Source organism: Agrobacterium sp. P15N1-A (genome assembly GCF_044626815.1).
Taxonomy (GTDB): Bacteria; Pseudomonadota; Alphaproteobacteria; order Rhizobiales; family Rhizobiaceae; genus Agrobacterium; species Agrobacterium leguminum.
In genome coordinates this window covers 637,792-653,393 of the sequence record NZ_JBIUPF010000002.1, presented here as the reverse complement: position 1 = coordinate 653,393, position 15,602 = coordinate 637,792, and the positions used below count along the sequence as shown (strand labels likewise).

The window sequence follows — 15,602 nt, the reverse complement described above, 5'->3', positions numbered from 1 at the left end:
TATTACGTTCGTCCCCCACGGACGGACGGATGCCAGAAGGTGACGGCCCGCTCCGCGAGCGCCACGAGACCATAAAAACCGGAGCCGGCGAGCGCGGCGACCGCGATTTCGGCCCAGACCATATCGACATTGCTGCGGCCCATTTCTGCCGAAATGCGGAAACCCATGCCGACGATGGGCGTGCCGAAAAACTCCGCGACGATGGCGCCGATCAGCGCCAGCGTGGAATTGATCTTCAGCGCGTTGAAGATGAAGGGCCAGGCGGCGGGCAGGCGCAGTTTCACCAATGTCTGCCACCAGCCGGCGGCATAGGTGCGCATCAGGTCGCGCTCCATGTGGCTGGAAGCGGCAAGCCCCTGCACCGTGTTCACCAGCATGGGGAAGAAGGTCATGATGACGACGACGGCGACTTTCGACTGCCAGTCGAAGCCGAACCACATGACCATGATGGGTGCTACGCCGACGACCGGCAGAGCCGAGACGAAATTGCCGATGGGCAGCAGCCCGCGCTGCAGGAAAGGCGAGCGGTCGATGAGGATGGCGACGGCAAAGCCGAGGCCGCAGCCGAGCACATAACCCGTCAGCACCGATTTGATGAAGGTCTGGCGGAAATCCGCCCAGAGGATCGGCAGGGAGCCGGCGAGCCGTGCGAGGATGGCGCTCGGAGCCGGCAGCAGGATGGGCGGCACGGAAAAACCGCGCACCACGCCTTCCCAGAGTGCGAGGATGGCAAGCCCGAAGAGGAGCGGCACGGCGATGCGGCCGATGCGTTTTGCCGCAGGCGTGGAGAAGCGGCGGCGCACCAGCCATTCGTTGAAGGCCCAGGCGGCAAGCCAGAACAGGATCGCGCCGAAAAACCAGCCGGGATGGGTCATGGCCGGGCTCCCATTCTCTTGAGGACGGCGGCATGGGCGATGCCGATGATGGATACCAGCAGCGCAGCCACACCGGCGGCCATGAACAGCGCCGCCCATATCTGCACCGTCTGGCCGTAATAGGAACCGGAAAGCAGGCGCGCGCCGAGCCCGGCAACGGCGCCTGTCGGCAATTCACCGACGATGGCGCCGACCAGCGCAATGGCGACGGCGATCTTCAGCGAGGTGAAGAGATAGGGCAGCGCCGAGGGCCAGCGCAGCTTCCAGAAAATCTGGCCGGGCGAGGCATTATAGGTGTGCATCAGGTCGAGCTGGATCGTCTCCGGGCTTCTGAGGCCCTTCACCATGCCGACGACGATGGGGAAGAAGGAAAGATAGGTGGAGATCAGCGCCTTCGGCAGCAGCCCGGAAATGCCGATGGAATTCAACACGACGATGATCATCGGCGCGACGGCGAGGATCGGGATCGTCTGGCTGGCGATGATCCACGGCATGACGGAGCGGTCCATGGCGCGGTTATGCACGATGGCGACGGCAAGCAGGATGCCGAGCGCGGCACCGATGGCGAAACCCAGCAGCGTCGCCGAGAGCGTGACGCCGGCGTGATAGATGAGGCTGCGCTTGGAGGTGACGGCCTTGTTGACCGTGGTGTCCCACAGTTCGGCGGCAATCTGGTGCGGGGCGGGGAGAACCGGGCGCTCCTGCGCGAAGGTTTGCGGCAGGAGTTCGAAGAAGCCCTGCGTTTGACCGGCGCGGGTTGCCTGATCGCGGGCGAAGGGCATGTTGAGGTAGATGACGGCGAGGTGCCAGAGGATGAGGATGGCGAGGAGGACGGTGAGGATGGGGAGGATGCGGTGGCGGAGGAGGGTCATGGGTTTTCGCTCCGCCGCTCACTGTGAGGCTGTGGCTTACCCCCCTCTGCCCTGCCGGGCATCTCCCCCTCAAGGGGGGAGATCGACTCGTGGTGAGGTCTCGGCCGTCTCAACGTTTGCGAATGAAGCGGTGGTCGCGCCTCTTGCTGATCTCCCCCCTTGAGGGGGAGATGCCCGGCAGGGCAGAGGGGGGTAAAGCTTGCGATGACCTCACCCCTCATAGCTATGCCCCGCCTTCAGCCCCTCACGCACGCGATGCGCAATCGCCAGAAATTCCGGCGTCTCGCGAATCTCGAGCGGCCTTTCCCGCGGCAGGGTGGATGTGATCACATCCGTCACCCGGCCCGGCCGTGGCGACATCACGACGATCTTGGTCGAGAGATAGACCGCTTCGGGAATGGAATGGGTGACGAAGCAGATGGTCTTGCCGGTCGTATCCCACAGTTTCAGAAGCTGTTCGTTAAGGTGATCGCGCACGATCTCATCCAGCGCGCCGAAGGGCTCGTCCATCAACAGCAGGTCGGCATCGAAGGCGAGAGCGCGGGCGATGGAGGCGCGCTGCTGCATGCCGCCGGAAAGCTGCCAGGGATATTTCTTGCCGAAACCGTTGAGGTTGACGAGATCGAGCGTGCGCTCGATGCGCTCGCGCTGCTCGGCCTTGGTATAGCCCATGATTTCGAGCGGCAGGGCGATGTTCTTTTCGATGCTGCGCCATGGATAAAGGGCGGCGGCCTGGAAGACATAACCGTAGGAGCGGTCCCGGCGGGCGGTTTCCGGCGTCGTGCCGTTGACGGTGATGTCGCCGGACGTGTGTTTTTCCAGATCGGCGATAACCCGCAGAAAGGTGGTCTTGCCACAGCCGGAAGGGCCGATGAAGGAGACGAAATCGCCCTTGCCGACCTCAAGGTCGACATTGGAGAGTGCGTGCACCGGGCCATCGCCCGTTTCAAAGGTGAGGCCGAGATTTCTGGCGGAAACGACGGAATAGGTGGAAGAGGCCTGGTTCATCGGGGCTTGGTTTCGCTTTCCGTCAGGGCCGCGCGCGCCAGCGGCAGCATTTGGGTTTCCGTGAGCTTGGCGATCGTTACGCCGGCGTGGCGGTCGAGATCGAGCCAGCGCACTTCCTCTATTTCCGCCTGCGGGGCGACCTCTGTCTGAAGTCTGGCGATGAATGTATGGGCGACGACGTCGGCCCCCGTCTCATTGGCGGCCTCCTCGCGAAAGACGCCTTCATAACGGGCGGCATTTTCGGGCAGCGTCAGGCCGATTTCCTCGGCAAGTTCGCGGTGAAGCGCCTGTTCCGGCGTTTCGCCGGGATCGATCTTGCCGCCCGGCTGCATGAATTGCGTGGTGCCGCGCTTGCGCACGACAAGCATCTGCCGCCGCTCATTGAGGAGAACGGCTGCGGCGATGACGATTTCGCGTTTCGGCCCGGCGCTCACGGTCATACACCCGATGCCGGAATGCCGCTGCGCTCCACCTTGCGCGGCGCGACGAGTTCCTTCCAGGTGGAAAGCGCCCGGCTGACGGCCGGATAAGCATCGCGGGCGATGAACTGGCCGTGGCCCGGCTGCGTTTCGATGGTGGCCTCCTCGATGCTGACGAGACCGCGCGACAGGGTGTAGCGCGGCAGGCCTTTGATCTTCTGCCCTTCGAACACGTTGTAATCGATGGCCGATTGCTGGCTCGCCGCGCTGATGGTCTTTTCCAGCGCCGGATCCCAGACGACGATATCGGCATCGCTGCCGACGAGGATCGCGCCCTTTCTGGGATAGATGTTGAGGATTTTGGCGATGTTGGTGGAGGTGACGGCGACGAATTCGTTCATCGTCAGGCGGCCGGTCGCCACGCCATGGGTCCAGAGCAGCGGCATGCGATCTTCCAGCCCGCCGGTGCCGTTCGGTATCCTGCGGAAATCGCCAAGGCCGAAGCGTTTCTGCTCGGTGGTGAAGGCGCAATGGTCGGTCGCCACGCATTGCAGCGAGCCGGATGCGAGGCCCGCCCAGAGGCTGTCCTGATGCTGCCGGTTGCGGAAGGGCGGCGACATCACCCGGCGGGCGGCGTGATCCCAGTCGGCATTGGCATATTCGCTTTCGTCGAGGATCAGGTGCTGGATCAGCGGTTCGCCATAGACCCGCATGCCGTTTTGCCGGGCGCGGCGGATCGCTTCATGCGCCTGCTCGCAGGAGGTGTGGACGACATAAAGCGGCGCGCCGGCCATATCGGCGATGATGATGGCGCGGTTGGTGGCCTCGCCTTCCACCGCGGGCGGGCGGGAGTAAGCATGCGCCTCCGGCCCGACATTGCCTTCCGCCATCAGTTTTTCCTGCATCTGCGCGACGATATCGCCGTTTTCCGCATGCACGAAGGGGATGGCGCCCAGTTCGGCGCAGCGCGAGAAGGAGGCGAACATCTCGTCGTCATTCACCATCAAAGCGCCCTTATAGGCCATGAAGTGCTTGAAGGAGTTGATGCCCTTTTCCCGAACCACCGTCTTCATCTCATCGAAGACCTGCTCGCCCCACCAGGTGACGGCCATGTGGAAGGAATAATCGCAATTGGCGCGCGTCGCCTTGTTGTCCCATCTGTGCAGGGCATCGAGAAGCGACTGGCCAGGCTCCGGCAGGCAGAAATCCACCACCATGGTGGTGCCGCCGGCAAGCGCCGCGCGCGTGCCGCTCTCGAAATCATCGGCGGAATAGGTGCCCATGAAGGGCATTTCCAGATGCACATGCGGATCGATGCCGCCGGGCATGACGTAACATCCGGTGGCATCGAGTACCGTGCCGCCGGTCAGATCGGGCCCGATCTCGGTGATCCTGCCGCCTTCGATCTTCACATCGGCCTTGTAGGTGAGGTCGGCGGTGACGATGGTGCCGTTCTTGATGATGGTGGCGGTCATTCCACGATCTCCGCAGTCTCCAGCACCGCATGCAGCAGCACGTCGCAGCCGGCGGCGGCCCATTCCGGCGAAATTTCCTCGGCCTCATTGTGGGAAAGCCCATCCACGCAGGGGCAGAAGATCATGGTGGAAGGGGCGACCCTTGCAGTCCAGCAGGCGTCGTGGCCGGCGCCGGAGATGATGTCGATGTGGCTGTAGCCGAGTTTTTCGGCGGCAGAGCGCACGCGGCCGACCAGAACGGGGTCGAAGGTAACCGGATCGAAATGGCCGATGGCTTCGATCGAGCAGCCGACGCCGAGTTCTTCGGCGATCTGCGGCACCTCGCGTTCGAAGATGGCGCGCATGCTGTCGAGTTTCGCCTGTGAGGGGGTTCTAAGGTCGATGGTGAAGACCACCCTGCCGGGCAGCACATTGCGGGAATTGGGCGTGAAGATCATCTGGCCGACGCCGGCAACTGCACCCGGCTGATGGGCCATGGCCACTTCCTGCACCTTTTCGAGAATGCGGGCGGCGGCAAGGCCGGCATTGACGCGCATGGCCATCGGGGTGGAGCCGGTATGGGCTTCCTTGCCGGTGAGTGTCACTTCCAGCCACCACAGGCCCTGGCAATGGGTGACGACGCCGATCTGTTTGCCTTCCGCCTCAAGGATCGGCCCCTGTTCGATGTGATATTCGAAATAGGCGTGCATTTTGCGCGCGCCGACCTCTTCCTCGCCCAGCCAGCCGATGCGCTTCAGCTCTTCGCCATAGGTCTTGCCATCGGTATCGGTGCGGCCATAGGCATAATCGAGATCGTGAATGCCGGCGAAGACGCCGGAGGCCAGCATGGCCGGGGCAAAGCGTGCGCCTTCCTCGTTTGACCAGTTTGTGACGGTGATCGGGTGTTTGGTCTTGATGTTCAAGTCATTCAGGCTGCGCACCACCTCCAGCCCGGCCAGCACGCCGAGCACGCCATCGAACTTGCCGCCGGTCGGCTGGGTGTCGAGGTGGCTGCCGATATAAACGGGAAGCGCATCCGGGTCCTCGCCGGGGCGGGTGGCGAACATGGTGCCCATGCGGTCGACGCCCATCGTCAGGCCCGCCGCCTCGCACCAGCGCTGGAAGAGACGGCGGCCTTCCGCATCCTCATCCGTCAGCGTGCGGCGATTATTGCCGCCGGCAATGCCGGGGCCGATCTTCGCCATATCCATCAGACTGTCCCACAGACGGTCGCCATTGACCGTCAAGTTCTTACCCGCCGCCATGAAGTGTCGTCCTCACCTGTTTTGTTTTTATCGAAGCAAAGCTTGTGCCGTTCCCTTTTTTGCCGGTTAAGATAACAGCCATTGCCTTGTGATGGCGATGGGGGATAAATTGACCGGCTGGTAAACATTGCAAATTCGCGGTGGCGTCAGCAAGGGATTTTCGTGACGAATCGCAGTAATTTTGCCTAAACTGTACGCGTAGATTATTTTTTAAGCATACTGTAACGGCAATTGCATGGAAAAGAAACAGAGAGCTGAGAATGGCCATACCGCGCGCAGCGAAAACACAGAAGCGGACCCGCATTCAGGAAGAAAAGCAGGAAGCGATTCTTGAAGCCGCGCTCAGTGTTTTTTCCACAAACGGGTTTCGCGGCTCCACCATCGATCAGATCGCCGAGGCGGCCGGCATGTCGAAACCGAACGTGCTTTATTATTTCCGCACCAAGGAGGCGATGCATCGCGCGCTGATCGAGCGGGTGCTGGACACATGGCTTGACCCGCTGCGCGCTTTCGATGCCGAGGGCAATCCTGAAAGCGAGATTCGCTCCTATATTCGTCGCAAGCTGGAAATGTCTCGCGATTTCCCGCGTGAAAGCCGCCTGTTCGCCAATGAGATCCTGCAGGGCGCGCCGCATATCGAAGATGAGCTGAAGGGGCCGCTGAAACAACTGGTGGATGAAAAGGCCGAGGTCATCCGCGCCTGGGTGAAGGCCGGGCGGATGGCCAAATGCGATCCCTATCATCTTATTTTTTCCATCTGGTCGACCACCCAGCATTATGCGGATTTCGATGTGCAGGTGCGGGCGGTGCTGGGCGAGAAGAATGGCGGCGAGGGCCGTTTTGAGGATGCGGCCCGGCATCTGGAGCAGCTTTTCATGGGCGGATTGCGGATAAACGGCTGAACGGAACCATTCTCTCGAATATGTGATCGATTCTTTATGTCAAAACATGAGGAAAATTATCACCTTTATACTTTACTCCAAAACTCATCTTTATTATGGTGCCGGCATCCCGAACGTCCGGGGCATTGAAAAATCAACCGGCAGGTGAGGGAATGGCACGTAAGGAAAAGAAGAAGGCCGAACGCGGCGGCAAGCAGGGCAAGGGCGCTCCCCAGACCGAGCGGGATGTGGCCGAACAGCAGCTTTCCGGTCCGAAAAGCTTTCTTTATGTCGGCGGCCGTGACTGTCAGGTTGCGCATCTTCGTCAGATCGCCAGCAATTTCGGCGCGGAGCTCATTCATCACGATGGCGGCCTGCGTGAAGCCGTCTCCCGCATCGATACCGTGCTTCCCTCCGTCGACTGCGTTTTTTGCCCGATCGACTGTATCAGCCACGATGCGTGTCTGCGGGTGAAGTCCGGTTGCAAGAAATTCGGCAAGACGTTCATTCCGCTGCGCAACGGCAGCAAATCCAGTCTGGAGCGGGCGCTGCAGACCATGAATGAACGGACCTCCAGCGATGAACGACGAGCGCAGTAATTTCCACGATGAAGAGCCCGCGGTAGCAGAAGCCTGCCGCGTGGAACTGCACAAGATGGCCGAGCAGGCTGCCGATCCGGCCCTGACGGATATTTATGAAATCATCGGTGAACGCGAAAGACGCAACCGCCTTGCCAGAAGCGGCGGCAATGTGGTGACCTTTCCCCATCTGCGCACCCGCCAGCCGGGTGAAACACCGTCCTTCGAGATTGGCGCGGCGGCCGAAGAGGGCCGCAATATCCTCTCGTTTCGCTGGAAGCGGCGTTAGGGCTAAAGCCTAACCCTTCGGCTTCAGAAACGCTCCCGCGCACAGTACCAGCCATCCGGCGATCATGCCGAGGCCGCCCGTGGGTGCGGCGTAGGGAAACAGGCTGTGGCCGGAAAAATGCCGGGTGACGAGATCGCCGACAAAGATCGCCGTGCCGAGGCCGAGGATCAGGCCTGCCGGAATTGCGGTTCTGATGCGATCCGCGCCGATATGGAGCGCCACCAGCACCGGCGCATGCGCCAGCGCCATGGCCGAGGCATTGCCGAGCATATAGGTTTCGCCGGTGTGGGTGGCGGCGGCAGCTAGCATGACGCCCGCAGCACCCAGAAGGCCACCCAGCAACAGAATGAAGGCCCGCAATCTGTCGCGGGGCAGGCTTGCGATGGTCGCGCTCTGCGTGGTCATTGGCTGTCCGCCTCCTGGTTCTGCATGTGAAAGGCCAGTCGCTCGACCGGCGTCCAGATGATCTCGCGAAGCTTCGGATTTTCGATGGTCTCGTCCATGGCGCGGCGGAAGCAGAGCAGCCATTCATCCCGCTCGGCGGGGCCGATGGGGGCGACGAAATGACGCCGCCGCAACATCGGATGGCCGTGTTTCTCGACATAAACGGGCGGTCCGCCAAGATATCCCGTCAGATAATCGTAAAACTTCGCCTCGCTGCCGGAAAGATCGGCGGGATGGATGGCGCGGCAGCGCGCCGCTTCCGGCAGGGTATCCATCAATTCGTAGAAGCGCCGGGTCAGCGCCCTGACGGTCGCATCGCCACCTATCGCTTCATAAAGGCTAATGGTCTCGCCGCTCATAATCCGCCTCTCGTGGCCCTCCGGTCCTTATCGCTCCATGGAGCCGGAAGAGCAACAGGGCACGGGCGGGGTGCGACATTTGCGACAGTCTCGGGACGATGCCGGGCCTGAGCCCGGCATCGCGCAAAACGTCACCCAAAATTACGGATGAGATCGAGCCCCTTGTTCAGAAGCGTTTCGGCCTCATCCTGATTGGCGGCTTCGACGTAGCAGCGCATTTCGGGAGCATTGCCGGAAGGGCGGAAATGGATGGTGCTGCCATCGGTGAGCGCCACGCGCAGGCCGTCGATGTCGCTCAGCGCCTTCACGGTGCCGACCGGTGCGAGGAAGGCCTCGAGATTGCTGCGCGAGGCGCGCAGATGCGTCATCAGGGCGGCGCTCTTTTCCTGCGCGAAATTTTCCAGGCGGTCGGCGGCGGCGACCGGCAGGTTATAGGTGGCGGCGATCTGCGACAGCGGCTTTTTCTGTTCTGCCGAGAGAAGCAGCACGGCGAGAACCGGCAGGAAGCTGTCACGCGTCGGCAGCGGCGAAAGCGCCCGGCCGTTAAGTGTGAAGGCAGACGCCGTCAGCAGCCCGCCATTGGCCTCGAAGCCCATGACACCGTTCTTGCCGGCGGCGAGCGCCTCAGCCATGCCCGCGATCACGAAGGGAGAGCCGACTTTGGTGCGGACGACATCGAACGAACCGCTCGCCTCGATGCCGGAATTGGAGGTGACGGGGGTGACGACCACGCCGGCGCCGAGGAAATTGGCGGTGATCAGGCCGATGAGGTCGCCGCGCAGCGGCACGCCGTTTTCATCGGTCAGCAGGGGACGGTCGCCGTCGCCATCGGCGGAAACGATGGCGTCGAGACCGTGCTCCGGCGACCATTTCTTGAGAAGGGCCAGCGTTTCCGGCGAGACCGCTTCGGTATCGACAGGGATGAAGGTTTTGGAGCGGCCGAGCGGAACGACATTCGCACCATAATGGGCGAGCACGTCGACAAAGAGATCGCGCGCTACCGTGCTGTGCTGGTAAACGCCGATCTTGAGGCCGGATAGCGCCTTTTCCGGCAGCAGCGCAATGTTGCGCTCGTAGAAAAGTTCGGCTGCGGTGGCGGAATGGTCCTCCGCCGTGCCCGCCTCGTCGCTGATGCCTTCCGCTTCGATTTCGGCGGCAAGAGCGGCAATCGCCGTCTCGTCCTGCTTGTCGATTTCGCCGTCCGGGCGGTAGAACTTGATGCCGTTGCGGTCGGCCGGGATATGCGAACCGGTGATCATCAGCGCGCCGGCCTTCAGCGACAGGCCGTAAAGCGCCAGCGCCGGTGTCGGCACGGTGCCGCAATCGAACGGGGTCAGGCCGGCTTTTTTGAGCGCGGCGATACAGGTGGCGGAAACATCCGGGCTCGAATCGCGGAAATCGCGGCCGACGAGAATGGGATCGCCCGCCTTTGCCTGGCCCGATGTGAGAAGGTGCCTTGCAAATGCCGTGGCATAGACGGCCGAGGCTTTTCCTTTCAGATCGACGGAGAGGCCACGAAGGCCGCTCGTTCCAAATTTCAGGCTCATTCCAAACTCCGTTTCGATAAAGTCTTTGAGGGTCAAATGGATAATGCAAAAATATAACGGTTGAAAGAACCGTATCGATCCATTCGAGTCAATCATCCCTTTCAACGTGGCCGCGAATAGGCGATGATGGTGGGACTGATGCGGGTAACCTAAAATTCACCCGTCATATTTAAACTTGTCCGTCGATAGCGGCTCTGGCGACGATGGGAACCCTCTGTTGCCGGCCTTTTTGTGGTTCGTTCGAGTTGGATTGGCTGATGTACAGGCTTCAAAAGGCGGGACATAAGCAGGCACGTCCGCTCGATGAAAAAACGGCGCCTGCCGCGAGAACCCATGGTTCCCTGCTGGACGATCTGGTGGATGAGGACGAGGTTTTCGAGCGCACGGTGCTGAAGGAGCATCTGGAGCCGAAACCGGCGAAGACTGTCGCCGAGCCGGCTGCGGCCGAGACTCCGGTGAAGGCGGCTTCGCCGAGCGGCAGTCTGGCGGCTGCGCTGCCGGGCCTGAAACATCTCGACAGGATCGGTGTGGATGACGTCATCCTCTGGCTTCGCAAAGGCATCGTCTGGATCGTGCTGGCAATCGTTCTCTGCGTCGCCGGCGCGCTGACCTACGCCTATATGACGCCGCCGCGCTACAAGGCCTATACGGATATCGTCGTCAATCCCTCCAACCTGAATGTCGTCAATGACGGAGTGTTTTCGCCCAACCAGCAGCGCGACACGCAAATTCTCGAGGTGGAAAGCAAGCTGCGCACCATCACCTCGCGCAACGTGCTGGCGCGGGTGGTGGACGAGCTGAAGCTCGATCAGGACCCTGAATTCATCAGCCCGCCGCCGCTCGCGCGGCTGAAGGCGATGTTCTCATCGAAACCGGAAGATGACGACAACCGGGTCGGCGCTCTTCGTTCGCTCGGCGATCGGGTGGCGGCGGAACGCGATCCGCGCTCCTTTGTCGTGACGCTTTCGGTCTGGACCAATGATGCGGAAAAATCCGTGACGGTGTCGAAGGCCATCGTGAAGGCTTTCGAAAGCGAACTGTTCCAGACAAACTCCGACAGCAGTCAGCGTGTCGTTGACGATCTCAGGAAGCGGCTCGAGGAAATGCGCGAGAATGTGACCGCCGCCGAAAAGCGCGTGGCCGATTTCCGCCGCGAGAACGGCCTGCAGGAAAATAACGGCCAGCTCGTCAGCAATCTGGCTTCCGGTGAGCTGAACGCTCAGGTGCTTGCGACCCAGCAGCGCCTCATTCAGGAAGAATCGCGCCTCAAGCAGATGGAGGCGGCGATTGCACAGAACCGCACCCAGAGCGACGCCATATTCGACAGCCAGACGATGAATACGATCCGCGCGCAATACAGCACGCTGCAACAGCAGATCGGTGCGATGACGCTGACCTATGGCGCGCGCCATCCGCGTCTTGCGACCGCGGGTGCGGAGCGGGCGATGCTGGAACAGGGAATGGCGGATGAGGCGCGGCGTATCCTTCAAGCGGCAAAGATCAATGTCGCGGAGGCGCGCTCCTCACTCGATGCCCTGCGGCTGAAAGCGGTGGCGGAACGCGCCAATGTCTTTACCGACAATGAGGCGCAGGTGCGGCTGCGCGATCTCGATCGTGACGCCCGCTCGGCGGCGGCGATCTATGAGACTTATCTCACTCGCTCGCGCCAGCTGGCCGAACAGCAGTCGATCGATTCCACCAATGTACGGGTGATTTCGCAGCCGGTTGCGCCCAATTCCAGAAGCTGGCCGCCGGGCAAGCTGACCTTCCTGATTGCCGGCGGCATGGGCGGCCTGTTCCTTGGTCTGGCAATTGCCGTGGCGCTTGGCCTCTGGGGTTATCTTCGCCGGGACGATCACGCGGATGTCGCGGCGCGGTAAGACAAGGCGGCTGCGTGCCGCCTTATTCTTCCGAAATCAGACCGTCATAAACTTCGAGCAGGGCGGCGGCGATGGCAGCGCCCAGCGCATTGCCGGCATCGCGAATGCCCGCCTCGTCGCCGTCGCGAACCGAAATGGCAAGATCGGACGCCTCGTTGGCGACGATTTCTTTCGCCCGTTCTATCGCCCAGAGGCCGAAATCGCCGCGATTGTCGATCGAGATTGTTTCCATGGCCGGAGCCCTTCCGTGGTTTGGTTTCCGCGTCCCTTAACCCATCGGCTGGAAAACCGGAATAGGCGGAAAATGTGGCGCACAACCTTCAGGCGTGTAAAATGCCTGCCGCATACGGGGATTTATAAAAATATTAATGATAGTTCTTCGTAGTGTTTGAAACCTTATACCCTAAGCATAAGCGTGAATATAACAATGAAACGATGCCTATCTTGGACACCGGACAGATTATGACAGGGAGAGAGATGCCGGATGCGGAGGAGACTGGTCAGGTCTGGCCGGTTGTTCCGCTTGCGGCGTTGCCCATTACCGACGCAACCATCGACGAAACGGCGCGGGATTTCATCCTGCGCGCGACGACGGCGCGTGCGGCCGGCGCAAGACCGTTTTATTCGACATCGGCAAACGGTCAGGTCATCGCGCTCTGCCATCACGACCGGGAATTCGACGCCATGCTGCGGCAGGCGGACCAGATTCATGCCGATGGCATGTCGCTGGTGATCTTTTCCCGCAAATTCTGCCCGAAGGCGTTGAGAGAACGGGTTGCGACGACGGATCTCGTTCATGCGGTTGCGAAGCGCGCCGAAGAGACGGGCAGCCGGTTCTATTTCCTCGGCGGCTCCGAAGAGGTGAACCGTGCGGCGGTCGAAGAAATGCAGAGGCTTTATCCGCGCCTTATATTTGCGGGGCGGCGCAACGGTTATTTCAGCCGGGCCGAGGAAGAGGCGATCCTCGCCGATATCGCGGCATCTGGGACGGATATTCTCTGGGTTGGTTTCGGCATACCGCTGGAGCAACGTTTCGTCTCGCGCAATCTGGACAGGCTTTCCGGCATCGCCGTGATCAAGACCTGCGGCGGCCTTTTCGATTTTCTCGCCGGCAAGAACAGCCGGGCGCCGCAATGGATGCAGGATATGGGGCTGGAATGGCTTTACCGGGCCATGCTCGAGCCGAAGCGGCTTGGAAAACGTTACCTGCTGACCAATCCTATCGCCATATATTCGCTGCTGAAGTATCGCTTCGGGGCTTCGGGACAAGGCCGCTAGATCATCGCGACAAGCTGCTGCGGCGCGAAGAATAAAACTCCCGTGCGCCTCCCGCCCGACAATATAAGATTCTCCTAACTTATTGAATGGATGCGCTGCGTCGCTGAAATCCGTTGCAACTGCGAACATCTGCGCTACACTGCATCAATATTACAAATTTATTCGAATCATAGATTTATTGAGGCCACCGATGGTGATTACGTCCATTTCTCTTTTTATATATGGAATTGGCACCGTTACCTCTCTCGCCATGACCTATATCGAAGGCGCCCGCCGCGACAAGGACTGGGATTTTTATCGCGTCACCGGCATTGTCCTTTGTTTCTTCTGGCCGGTGCTCGTGCCGCTCCTCGTCCTTGCGACGGCCTTGTCGTCGTTCGGTTTCCAGAAACGGTTCACGAATACGATCTCGCTCGGCAGGCAAAAAACCCTCAGCTGAGCCGAATCTATCCTGCTTCAGGTCTTCTTCGCCGGCGCCTTGTAGGGCGTGAGCGTAATGCCGAGGCTCGCCATCACGCGGCCGATGGACATCAGCGGCGGATGCGTGGCTGGCAGCAGGGTTCCGGTTTTCACGAAGGCGGAAACGGCGCGGACAAGAGACAGGCACAGGCTGACGGCGTTTTTGGCGGCAAGCAGCAGCCCGCCTTTCAGGCCGGGGCGTCGGGCACGGTCGATGCTGTAATTGATGATGCCGGTTCGGAGCGAGCGCTCCATGATCCAGCGCGGCGCCATGCGGTTTTCCGGCACATATTCGATGATGAGGGCTTGCGCATTCCAGGCGAATTTGAAACCGGCCTTGCGGCAGCGGGTGAAGAAATCCATGTCGCCGCCGCCGAGGAAATTGAAGCGCACGTCGAATTCCGGTTTCGCCAGCGTCTCGAAAACCCGCCGTGAGATCAGGCAATTGCCCGATCCGTGGATTTGCTCGACGGGGCCGGTCGGCGCTTCGATGGAGCCGAACAGCGGATGCGAGAGAACCGCCTTCGAAGCCGGTGCGTCGAATTCCCGGTTGACCGGTCCGCCGACGATATCGACGCCGAAGGATTTCGCCGCCGAAACCATTTCGGCAAGCCAGACGGGGGAGGCGGCCTCGTCGTCATCGATCATCAGAAACCACTCAGCCGAAGCATAGCTTTGCCGGGCGGTGCGGAAGGCCGTGTTGATGGCGTAACAATTGCCCTGCGTGGGTTCGACCAATGCCTCTCCGGCCATGCCGCTTTCGGCGAAAAAGGCGCGCGCGACCGCAAGACCCGCCTGGCCCGCGCCGTCATTATCGACCACGACGATGGCGAAGGGAAAATCGACCTTCTGGGCTGCGAGTGACCGAAGCGTCTTTTTCAGGCCTTCCGGCCGGCGGAAACTCGGAATGCACACCACCGCTTCCGGCATGATCTCGGACATGGAAACTCCTAAATTCCGGCAAGCGCTGCGGCGGAAAAAACGACGGCCCTGAGGCTCTGGCGCGGGCGATTGAGGAAAGTATCGGCCAGCGCCGAAAAGGCCTCGCGGTAGCGGCGGGCGCGGAAGGCCTGCGCCACGGTATAGGCATTCATATGGTTTTCGGATCGACGGCGAAGCCGTCGCAGCTCCGGCGGCGAAACGGCAGCGACGATGGCCGGGTCGGAAAACACGGCCTCGATTGCCGGTTCGCAATCCCGGAAGGTCAAAAGCCGGTTCATCATCACGCTCGTCCTGTGCACCCGGTAATCCAGCACGTGGCAGCCGGGCAGATGGACGAAACGGCCGGCGGCGGCCAGCCTGCACCAGCCATACCAGTCTTCGGCATAACGCAAAGTCTCGTCGAAACCGCCGAATTCCTGAAAGATGCGGGTTCTGACCAGCATGATGCCGCCATTGACGATGAAGTTGCCGCCAAGCAGCGGCTGGAGAATGAAACCATCGGGTTTTTCCCGGCGGCGAATGAGGTTGCGCCGGCCGATCTTGACGCCATTTTCATCGATGCGCTCGTAATCGCCATAGACGGCGACGACATCCGGCCCGGAGATGCCGGCGCAAAGGGCCGCGATGGCGCCCGGTTTCAGGCGATCGTCGGCATCGAGAAACATCGTCCATTCGCCGCGCGCCTGCGACAGGCCGAAATTGCGCACGGCGGAAACACCCTGCCTTCCCTGCGGCCGGGCAAGCAATTTGACGCGAGGGTCGGAAAAACCTTCCACCTTTTGTGCGGTGGTGTCGGTGGAGCCGTCATCGACCACCAGCACTTCGCCGATCGTCTCGCCCTGCAGCAACACGCTTTCGATCGCTTCGACGATGTAACGCTCGCCATTGCGAACGGGAATGACAATCGAAACGGAAACCAAGACTTCAAACTCCATGCGGCGTGGGCCAAGAATTCGCACAGCGAAGTTACTACCGCATTAAGCGGGTCTGGCCAATTATGACGTGGTATAACGTCGGTTAACCTTGCAAATCTTTAATATCCTTTTCCTATG

Annotated in this window: 17 protein-coding genes and 1 pseudogene; 6 read left to right on the top strand and 12 right to left on the bottom strand. The window is 61.1% G+C overall.

Annotation, left to right across the window (positions count from 1 at the left end):
• Window positions 1-2 precede the first annotated feature (2 nt).
• From ACIK7D_RS11140 to ACIK7D_RS11115, 6 genes are all read right to left on the bottom strand, one after another.
• Window positions 3-875, bottom strand: coding sequence for an ABC transporter permease (locus tag ACIK7D_RS11140; RefSeq protein WP_400156302.1), 873 nt, complete (start codon window positions 873-875; stop codon window positions 3-5).
• Complete coding sequence (locus ACIK7D_RS11135) at window positions 872-1,747, bottom strand: ABC transporter permease (protein ID WP_400156301.1); 876 nt, start codon at window positions 1,745-1,747, stop codon at window positions 872-874. Before ACIK7D_RS11135 ends, ACIK7D_RS11140 begins: the two co-directional genes overlap by 4 nt.
• 210 nt (window positions 1,748-1,957) lie before the next feature.
• On the bottom strand, window positions 1,958-2,755 hold the full coding sequence (locus ACIK7D_RS11130; RefSeq protein ID WP_400156300.1) for an ABC transporter ATP-binding protein: 798 nt from the start codon (window positions 2,753-2,755) through the stop codon (window positions 1,958-1,960).
• Window positions 2,752-3,195: an NUDIX domain-containing protein gene (locus ACIK7D_RS11125; RefSeq protein ID WP_400156299.1), complete on the bottom strand. Its 444-nt coding sequence runs from the start codon at window positions 3,193-3,195 to the stop codon at window positions 2,752-2,754. Before ACIK7D_RS11125 ends, ACIK7D_RS11130 begins: the two co-directional genes overlap by 4 nt.
• Window positions 3,192-4,649 (bottom strand): dihydropyrimidinase, encoded by a 1,458-nt coding sequence (hydA, locus tag ACIK7D_RS11120; RefSeq protein ID WP_400156298.1) that lies wholly within the window; start codon window positions 4,647-4,649, stop codon window positions 3,192-3,194. Before hydA ends, ACIK7D_RS11125 begins: the two co-directional genes overlap by 4 nt.
• Window positions 4,646-5,893 carry a Zn-dependent hydrolase gene (locus ACIK7D_RS11115; protein WP_400156297.1) on the bottom strand — a complete coding sequence of 416 codons (1,248 nt, stop codon included), beginning with the start codon at window positions 5,891-5,893 and terminating at the stop codon, window positions 4,646-4,648. Before ACIK7D_RS11115 ends, hydA begins: the two co-directional genes overlap by 4 nt.
• 260 nt (window positions 5,894-6,153) lie before the next feature.
• Between ACIK7D_RS11115 and rutR the strand changes: the two genes are divergently transcribed.
• The 3 genes and pseudogenes from rutR to ACIK7D_RS11100 all read left to right on the top strand — a co-directional run bounded on the left by rutR (window position 6,154) and on the right by ACIK7D_RS11100 (window position 7,641).
• Window positions 6,154-6,795 (top strand): HTH-type transcriptional regulator RutR, encoded by a 642-nt coding sequence (gene rutR, locus ACIK7D_RS11110; protein WP_003520582.1) that lies wholly within the window; start codon window positions 6,154-6,156, stop codon window positions 6,793-6,795.
• 254 nt (window positions 6,796-7,049) lie between these two features.
• Window positions 7,050-7,373, top strand: a pseudogene (locus ACIK7D_RS11105) (DUF2325 domain-containing protein); the annotation flags it as partial.
• Window positions 7,354-7,641 (top strand): hypothetical protein, encoded by a 288-nt coding sequence (locus tag ACIK7D_RS11100; RefSeq protein ID WP_400156296.1) that lies wholly within the window; start codon window positions 7,354-7,356, stop codon window positions 7,639-7,641. The pseudogene ACIK7D_RS11105 and the gene ACIK7D_RS11100, both read left to right, overlap by 20 nt.
• A 9-nt stretch (window positions 7,642-7,650) precedes the next feature.
• On the opposite strand, the gene ACIK7D_RS11095 is transcribed toward ACIK7D_RS11100, so the two are convergent.
• From ACIK7D_RS11095 to uppO, 3 genes are all read right to left on the bottom strand, one after another.
• Entirely contained in the window at window positions 7,651-8,046 is a 396-nt protein-coding gene (locus ACIK7D_RS11095; protein ID WP_059754444.1) for a DUF423 domain-containing protein, read from the bottom strand.
• Window positions 8,043-8,444, bottom strand: a complete 402-nt coding sequence (locus tag ACIK7D_RS11090) for a group II truncated hemoglobin (RefSeq protein WP_400156295.1) — start codon at window positions 8,442-8,444, stop codon at window positions 8,043-8,045. The genes ACIK7D_RS11095 and ACIK7D_RS11090 overlap by 4 nt, the downstream gene beginning before the upstream one ends.
• 131 nt (window positions 8,445-8,575) lie before the next feature.
• Window positions 8,576-9,991: a polysaccharide biosynthesis phosphomannomutase UppO gene (gene uppO, locus ACIK7D_RS11085; protein ID WP_400156294.1), complete on the bottom strand. Its 1,416-nt coding sequence runs from the start codon at window positions 9,989-9,991 to the stop codon at window positions 8,576-8,578.
• Window positions 9,992-10,248: 257 nt separating this feature from the next.
• Between uppO and uppM the strand changes: the two genes are divergently transcribed.
• Window positions 10,249-11,871 (top strand): polysaccharide biosynthesis protein UppM, encoded by a 1,623-nt coding sequence (gene uppM, locus ACIK7D_RS11080; RefSeq protein WP_164865515.1) that lies wholly within the window; start codon window positions 10,249-10,251, stop codon window positions 11,869-11,871.
• A 22-nt stretch (window positions 11,872-11,893) separates the two neighbouring features.
• Here the strand turns inward: uppM and ACIK7D_RS11075 are convergent, their stop codons facing one another.
• The gene (locus ACIK7D_RS11075; RefSeq protein ID WP_003509414.1) at window positions 11,894-12,103 is read right to left on the bottom strand and encodes a hypothetical protein; all 210 of its coding nucleotides are present in this window, start codon (window positions 12,101-12,103) and stop codon (window positions 11,894-11,896) included.
• Window positions 12,104-12,348: 245 nt separating this feature from the next.
• Between ACIK7D_RS11075 and uppL the strand changes: the two genes are divergently transcribed.
• On the top strand, window positions 12,349-13,149 hold the full coding sequence (gene uppL, locus ACIK7D_RS11070; protein WP_400156394.1) for a polysaccharide biosynthesis UDP-hexose transferase UppL: 801 nt from the start codon (window positions 12,349-12,351) through the stop codon (window positions 13,147-13,149).
• A gap of 190 nt (window positions 13,150-13,339) precedes the next feature.
• Window positions 13,340-13,588: a hypothetical protein gene (locus tag ACIK7D_RS11065; protein WP_003520570.1), complete on the top strand. Its 249-nt coding sequence runs from the start codon at window positions 13,340-13,342 to the stop codon at window positions 13,586-13,588.
• 17 nt (window positions 13,589-13,605) lie between these two features.
• Here the strand turns inward: ACIK7D_RS11065 and uppJ are convergent, their stop codons facing one another.
• Together uppJ and uppH are read right to left on the bottom strand one after the other, a co-directional pair.
• Window positions 13,606-14,550, bottom strand: a complete 945-nt coding sequence (uppJ, locus tag ACIK7D_RS11060) for a polysaccharide biosynthesis UDP-hexose transferase UppJ (protein ID WP_127757929.1) — start codon at window positions 14,548-14,550, stop codon at window positions 13,606-13,608.
• Between the two features lie 8 nt (window positions 14,551-14,558).
• Complete coding sequence (uppH, locus tag ACIK7D_RS11055; RefSeq protein WP_400156293.1) at window positions 14,559-15,470, bottom strand: polysaccharide biosynthesis endo-1,4-beta-xylanase UppH; 912 nt, start codon at window positions 15,468-15,470, stop codon at window positions 14,559-14,561.
• Window positions 15,471-15,602 lie beyond the last annotated feature (132 nt).